Raw genomic sequence first — 6,489 nt, 5'->3', positions numbered from 1 at the left:
ACTTTATACAAATCTGTGTTTGTGATATATTTCAACGTGGCCGAGTTTTAACAATGTTTTTTTTCGGCAAGGATGATAAAAATGAAAAATGCATACGTAAAAAGAGTTTGGGAATATGTGCAGGCGAAAAATGCAAATGAGCCGGAATACCTTCAGGCAGTTCAGGAAGTTCTAACAACCCTTGAACCTGTTGTAGACCAGATGCCGGAACTTGAACCGAATGCAATTCTTGAAAGAATGGTGGAACCTGAGCGCGTAATTATGTTCCGTGTTCCTTGGATGGACGATGCCGGTAACTATCATGTAAATCGCGGTTATCGTGTTCAGTTCAACAGTGCTATTGGACCTTATAAAGGTGGGTTACGTTTTTCTAAAGAAGTTAACCTTTCTGTTTTGAAATTCTTGGGGTTTGAACAAGTTTTGAAAAACTCTCTTACAACTCTTCCGATGGGTGGCGGTAAAGGTGGTTCTGACTTTGATCCGCATGGAAAATCCGACAAAGAAGTTATGCGTTTCTGCCAGTCATTTATGACAGAACTTTATCGTCATATAGGTGCTGATGTTGACGTTCCTGCCGGCGATAAAAACGTTGGTGGACGAGAGATAGGTTATATGTTCGGTCAGTACAAGAGGATTCGTGATGAATATACAGGTGTTTTTACCGGCAAAGGTCTTACATTTGGCGGTTCATTGATCCGTACAGAAGCGACAGGTTATGGTCTTATATATTTTGCTCAAGAAATGCTCAAGAAAGTTGGTGACAACTTCAAAGGAAAAGTCTGTGTCGTTTCCGGGTCAGGAAACGTTGCTACTTATGCTGCACAAAAACTCATTCAGCTTGGCGCAAAAGTTGTCACTTTGTCAGATTCAAACGGATATATATACGATGCTGACGGAATCACTCAGGAAAAACTCGATTGGGTTAAGGAATTAAAAGGTGTTCGCCGCGGCCGTATATCTGAATATGCAAAGAAATTTCCTTCAAGCAAATATTTTGAAGGCAAAAAAGTTTGGGAAGTTAAATGCGATTGTGCGTTCCCATGTGCTACACAAAACGAATTGCTCGGCTCAGATGCAAAAACTCTTTTGAGCAACGGAGTAAAACTTGTTGCAGAAGGCGCAAACATGCCATCTGACTTGGACGCTGTAAACGCATTCCTTGACGCTAAGATTTTATACGCTCCGGGAAAAGCTTCAAATGCCGGTGGTGTTGCGACATCAGGTCTTGAAATGTCACAGAACTCTGAACGACTCTCATGGTCTTCTGAAGAAGTTGATGAAAAACTCCACAGCATCATGGTGAATATCCACAACAACGCTTACGATACAGCGATTAAATTCGGTGCTACAGACGGTAAGTTTGTCAACTACGTTGCCGGTGCAAATATCGCGGGATTTGTAAAAGTCGCAACCGCTATGATTGCTCAGGGGCTTGTATAAACCTTATCTTATAATCTTCAAAAAGTCTGTCCTAAAGTTGTCAAACTTTTAAATGGGCAGTCTTTTTTTTTGCAAAAATCCAATTGCTAATATACAATATTTTGTATGAGAACAGTCGTAAAAAAACTTGATTATGAAAAAGTGATAAAGCTTCCTGAACCGAATCTAAAAAGACCGCTCAAACAGCCATTTTTCTGGCGTTGGCTTTTTAAAAACTTGAGCAAAAAAGAACTTAAAGCTGTAAAATTCACCTGCAACAAAATTGGAATGGAAAAGCTTAGCAAAGACGAGCCTTGTTTTGTCATCATGAATCATTCGAGTTTTATAGACCTCAAGATTGCCTCAGTTGTACTTTATCCACGCCCTTATAACATCGTCTGCACAAGCGACGGTTTTGTCGGCAAAAATTGGCTTATGCGCCATATTGGTTGCATCCCTACAAATAAATTCGTAAAAGATTTTGTGCTTGTCAGAAATTTAAAATATGCTGTTGAAAAACTTCAGTCTTCTATCTTGATGTTCCCGGAGGCGAGTTACAGTTTTGATGGAACTGCGACAAAACTTTCCGGAAGTCTTCCAAAATGCTTGAAAATTTTAAATGTACCTGTCGTGATGATAAAAACTTACGGTGCGTTTGCAAGAAGTCCGCTTTACAACAATCTTCAAGTTAGAAAAGTGAAAGTTTCTGCCGATATAAAATATCTGTTTTCGAAAGACGATATAAAAAATAAATCTACTGAAGAATTGAACGATATCTTGAACAAAGAGTTTGAATTTGACAATTGGAAGTGGCAACAGGAAAATCACATAAAAATAGATGAACCGTTCCGCGCCGACAGTTTAAATAGAGTTCTTTACAAGTGTCCTTTTTGCCGAACTGAAGGAAAAATGAACGGCAGCGGAATTGAACTTGAATGTAAACAATGCGGCGCAAAATGGGTTTTATCGGAATATGGTGAGATGGATAATATTTTGCCAGGGAAAGGTGATTTTTTAGAAAGTCCTGCAACAAACTCACCTTCCGTTTTTACACATGTTCCAGATTGGTTCAAATGGGAAAGAGAAGAAGTCAGAAAAGAAATTCAAGCAGGAAAGTATAAGATTGAAGCTGATGTAGACATATTTATGCTTGTAAACACAAAAGCGATTTACAAAGTCGGAAGCGGGCATCTGACTCATACTAAAGACGGATTTGTCTTAGACGGGTGCAACGGGCTGCTTCATTATAGACAAAGTCCGAGAGCGAGTCACAGCCTTTATTCAGATTATTTTTGGTATGAAATCGGCGATATGATTTGTATCGGTGATATGAAAAAACTTTATTATTGCTTTCCAAAAAATGCTGGAGATATTGTCGCAAAAGCTCGAATTGCAGCCGAAGAGTTGTATAAAATCTATAAACAAAGCGATATAAGTTTTAACAAACCGAATATTTAAATCAATTTTCTTCGAACTTAAACCACTTAAAGTCGAAGTTGCAGCCAGGCAGGAACACAAAGCTCACTTTCTGATTTCCCGTGATCGGCGAAATGTCAAAAGTTTTTATCTCGTATTCGTCTGTGTGCACAAAATCGATCACTTGAGTAATTGCATTTCCCGCTTCATCAAAAAACTTAACATTTATCGTGTTGTTGTCGGTATTTGATTTTCCGCAAACAGTCAGCTTTGTCGCTTTTTTATAGCCAAAATTCATGTTTGAAAAATCGAGGTTTACATTGTTTCCAATCCCTTCTACACAATCGACTCCTTTTTTGAATGTGTCGCCAACTATGTCATCTGCGTCGAGCGCATTTAGTTTTGCAAACGCTTTTGGAGTTTTATCAAAATAAAATCCGTGAATTACAAGCTCTGTTTTTAAAACAATGCTGATTGTGTGAACGCCGAATAGACGTCGATTCAATGTAAAAGTATTTTCTGTAAAAGTGTTGTAAACTGATTTTGCGCGGTAAATATCTTTTAGAATGCAGACGCTGTCTTTTCGATTCGGAATGCCGTCCCAAATTTCTACAGGTTCTTCTACCGCAAATGAAAACACAGGATAGTGAATCACATCTGCGCCGTCTTTTCCAAAATCAACTTTGTCAAAACTGATCCATGTTTCACCGATTCCTCGATTGCTTATTCCGCTTTCAAGGCTGACAGGCGGTTGGCTTCTCTCTTCATTCCATCTGCTCATCCTGCACGCTTCAATCAATTTATACGGATTCAACATCGGGTTTCCGACTCCGCTCACTGTGATGTTCAAATCGCTTATCACTTCAACATGGTCTTTGCCATTGTCTGAAGTGCATCTCAAAATGCATTCTCCATCTGCAACTGCTCTGATTTTTCGCACATCATTTTGCGCGCTATTTTTTTGCTCAACTATCTCAACATAATCGCTTTTTACGCATTCTTTTAAAACCGGCATCCATTTGATTTCTTCTATAGAGGCATTTTCAGGAAGCACACGTGCAGATACGCTGATTTCCCTGTTTTTATTTGTAAGCTCTGTGCAGCACGTTGTTTCAATTTCGATTTTACGAACAGGAATAAAATCTTTTTCGGGGCGAATTGCGTAATAAGGTGGTACTTCAAGCCATTTGTGACCGTCCCATTTTAAAGAAACTGTAGGAAGCTCTTTGCTTGCAGCTGTGATTATAAAAGAGCCTGCAAGTGTTGAAGAGCCTTTTTTTCTTATTATTGCGACAAGTCTGTTTCCAAACAATTTACGGCTGTGAGAGTTGCCGTTTTCGGGAACATATTGGTCGTAATCGGTAGAATCTCCGTTATCCATCCCGACAAGTTCCGCATCTCCGGTGACGTTTAAGGTGATGTAATTTCGCGCATTTTCAACAAGAATTCCGTCTTTGTCGGCTGCCATCAAATCAACAAAAAACAGCTTTCCATTTTCATCATAATTTTTTTCCGGCTGAATGATGATTTTTGCAGGATCTCCGAACGAGCGTTTTAAGTCTTCGGCAATAACTTTGCCATTTTCATCGTATCCGACAGCTTTTATTTCGCCTTTTTCGTAGATGACGTCCCATTGACCGAAAGGTTTAAGTCCTGATTTATGGTCGATTTTTGTCAAGCCGCGAGATTTTCCATTTACAAACAATTCAATCGATGAAGCATTTGTGTACGCTCTGACCGTGATTTTTTGACCGATATTCCAATCCCAATAAGGAAGAAGGTGGACGAATGGCGCTTTTTCTACGCTTGTCCACGCAGATTTGTAGAGGAAAAACGAGTCTTTCGGAAAGCCGGCAGTGTCAATCTGACCGAAATATGAGTTTTTTGTGTGATAAGGAGTCGGCTCGCCAATATAATCCCAACCTGTCCACAGATATTGCCCTGCACTGAATTTTTTGTCACGGTCTCCTGTGATTACAGCTTCTGTGCTGCGAGCGCCCCAAGTCGTCGTGCAGTTTCCAAGAGAGGAACACTGTAAATCATCGTATGTGACAAGGGTCAGATTTTGAGGAAAATGATAGATTCCTCGACTTTGAACTGTTGAGGATGTCTCCGAGCCATAGATTTTCCAACCGTACTTTTTGTGGTGTTCGTCGTAGAGCCGCTCAAGATAATTATAACCGACAACGTCGATTTCCTTGGCGCAATTTTGAGCACCGTCAGTCATCATGTAGTTTGAAGCGATTGTAATCAGTCCGTTTTTCTTCGGATCAAAATGCTCTACAATTTTTGAAAGCCGTTTTGTGATTTCAAAGCCATTCCCAACATGAGTGTCGTATATTTCGTTTCCAATGCTCCACATTATAAGGCATGGGTGATTTCTGTCTTTTCTAACCCAGCTGATTGTATCTTTTTCATGCCACTCGTTGAAATAATTTCCGTAATCAAACGGTGTTTTAGTTTTTTCCCACATGTCAAAGCATTCGTCGTCAATCAAAAGTCCCATCTCATCAGCGAGATTCATCCATGCTTTTGGGGGAGGATTGTGAGAGCAACGTATAGAATTTATCCCCATTTCCTGAAGTTTTACAAACTGACGGCGCAATGCTTCTACATTGAATGCAGACCCGAAAGCTCCGTGGTCATGATGATGGCAAGCGCCGTTTATCTTTAGATGGCGACCATTTAAGAAAAATCCGTCATCTTTGTCAAAAACAGCAAACTTGAATCCGCAGTTTTGAGCTGATTCTTCTATTATTGTGCCGTTTATATCTACGAGTTGAGTTTTCAAAGTGTAAATATAAGGTTTTTCCGTATCCCAAAGATTAGGAGATTTTACAACTAGTGAATCGCACGCAACGGCAAGATTGTATCCGTCCAAAGCCTGAATATTTTTTTTGCGGTAAAGTGATTCGTCTTCCGGAATAGCTTTTAGGATGTCTGTTTTGCTTTGTGCAAATAAGTTTTTGTCTCTGTCGATGAGCTGATTGATTACAGTTAGCCCTGAAAAATCTCCTTTGCTGCATATCTCTGTTTCAATTTCCACAGTCCAGTTTTCATTTAATTTTGAAGGAGTTACGGGGCGCGCAGAAAAATAAATCCCATCTGTCGGGATATGTGTGAAATCGCTTGTTATAAGAGTTACATCGCGGAAGATGCCTGCTCCTGAATACCATCTCGTGTTGCAATTTTGATAGACTGCGATAACTTGAATTGTGTTTTCACCGGAATGAACTAATTTTGAAATATCGAATTCAAAAGTCGAGTAGCCGTATTTCCATTCGCCGGCTTTCTTACCATTTATCCAGACTACGCAATTCATATAGACGCCTTCAAAACGAATTGCAGTTCTTTTACCAGCTGATTTTTCGTCAAGTGTAAAAACTTTTTTATAAAAACCGACGCTGTTTCTGTAAAGTGCTTTTGCATCGGTGATAAGCCAGTCATGCGGAACTCTTACAGGAACGTAATTTAGCGAATCTGCATGAGCAAAAAAACTGTCGGGACAGAGAAGAACGGGTTTTTCATTATCGTACATCGATTTTTCATCGATTGGAATTTCACAAAAACTCCAGTCATCGTTAAATAATGTTGTCATACTTTTAATTATAAAATCAAACTAAAAAAGAAGATAGTGTGATAATTCTATGTTTG

General features: G+C 39.5%; 3 protein-coding genes. 2 read left to right on the top strand and 1 reads right to left on the bottom strand.

The genetic code is table 11. From position 1 onward, the window contains the following. Nucleotides 1–81 precede the first annotated feature (81 nt). The gene (gene gdhA / locus H9I37_RS10020) at nt 82–1,440 is read left to right on the top strand and encodes an NADP-specific glutamate dehydrogenase (RefSeq protein ID WP_187382480.1); all 1,359 of its coding nucleotides are present in this window, start codon (nt 82–84) and stop codon (nt 1,438–1,440) included. A gap of 105 nt (nt 1,441–1,545) precedes the next feature. Then, the gene (locus H9I37_RS10015) at nt 1,546–2,877 is read left to right on the top strand and encodes a 1-acyl-sn-glycerol-3-phosphate acyltransferase (protein ID WP_187382479.1); all 1,332 of its coding nucleotides are present in this window, start codon (nt 1,546–1,548) and stop codon (nt 2,875–2,877) included. A 1-nt stretch (nt 2,878) separates the two neighbouring features. Here the strand turns inward: H9I37_RS10015 and H9I37_RS10010 are convergent, their stop codons facing one another. Then, entirely contained in the window at nt 2,879–6,433 is a 3,555-nt protein-coding gene (locus H9I37_RS10010; RefSeq protein WP_187382478.1) for a glycoside hydrolase family 2 TIM barrel-domain containing protein, read from the bottom strand. Nucleotides 6,434–6,489 lie beyond the last annotated feature (56 nt).

The sequence above is a fragment of the Treponema sp. Marseille-Q3903 genome (genome assembly GCF_014334335.1).
Lineage (GTDB): Bacteria > Spirochaetota > Spirochaetia > Treponematales > Treponemataceae > Treponema_D.
The sequence above is the reverse complement of the archived record's forward strand: the minus strand, read 5'-3'. Positions and strand labels throughout refer to the sequence as shown.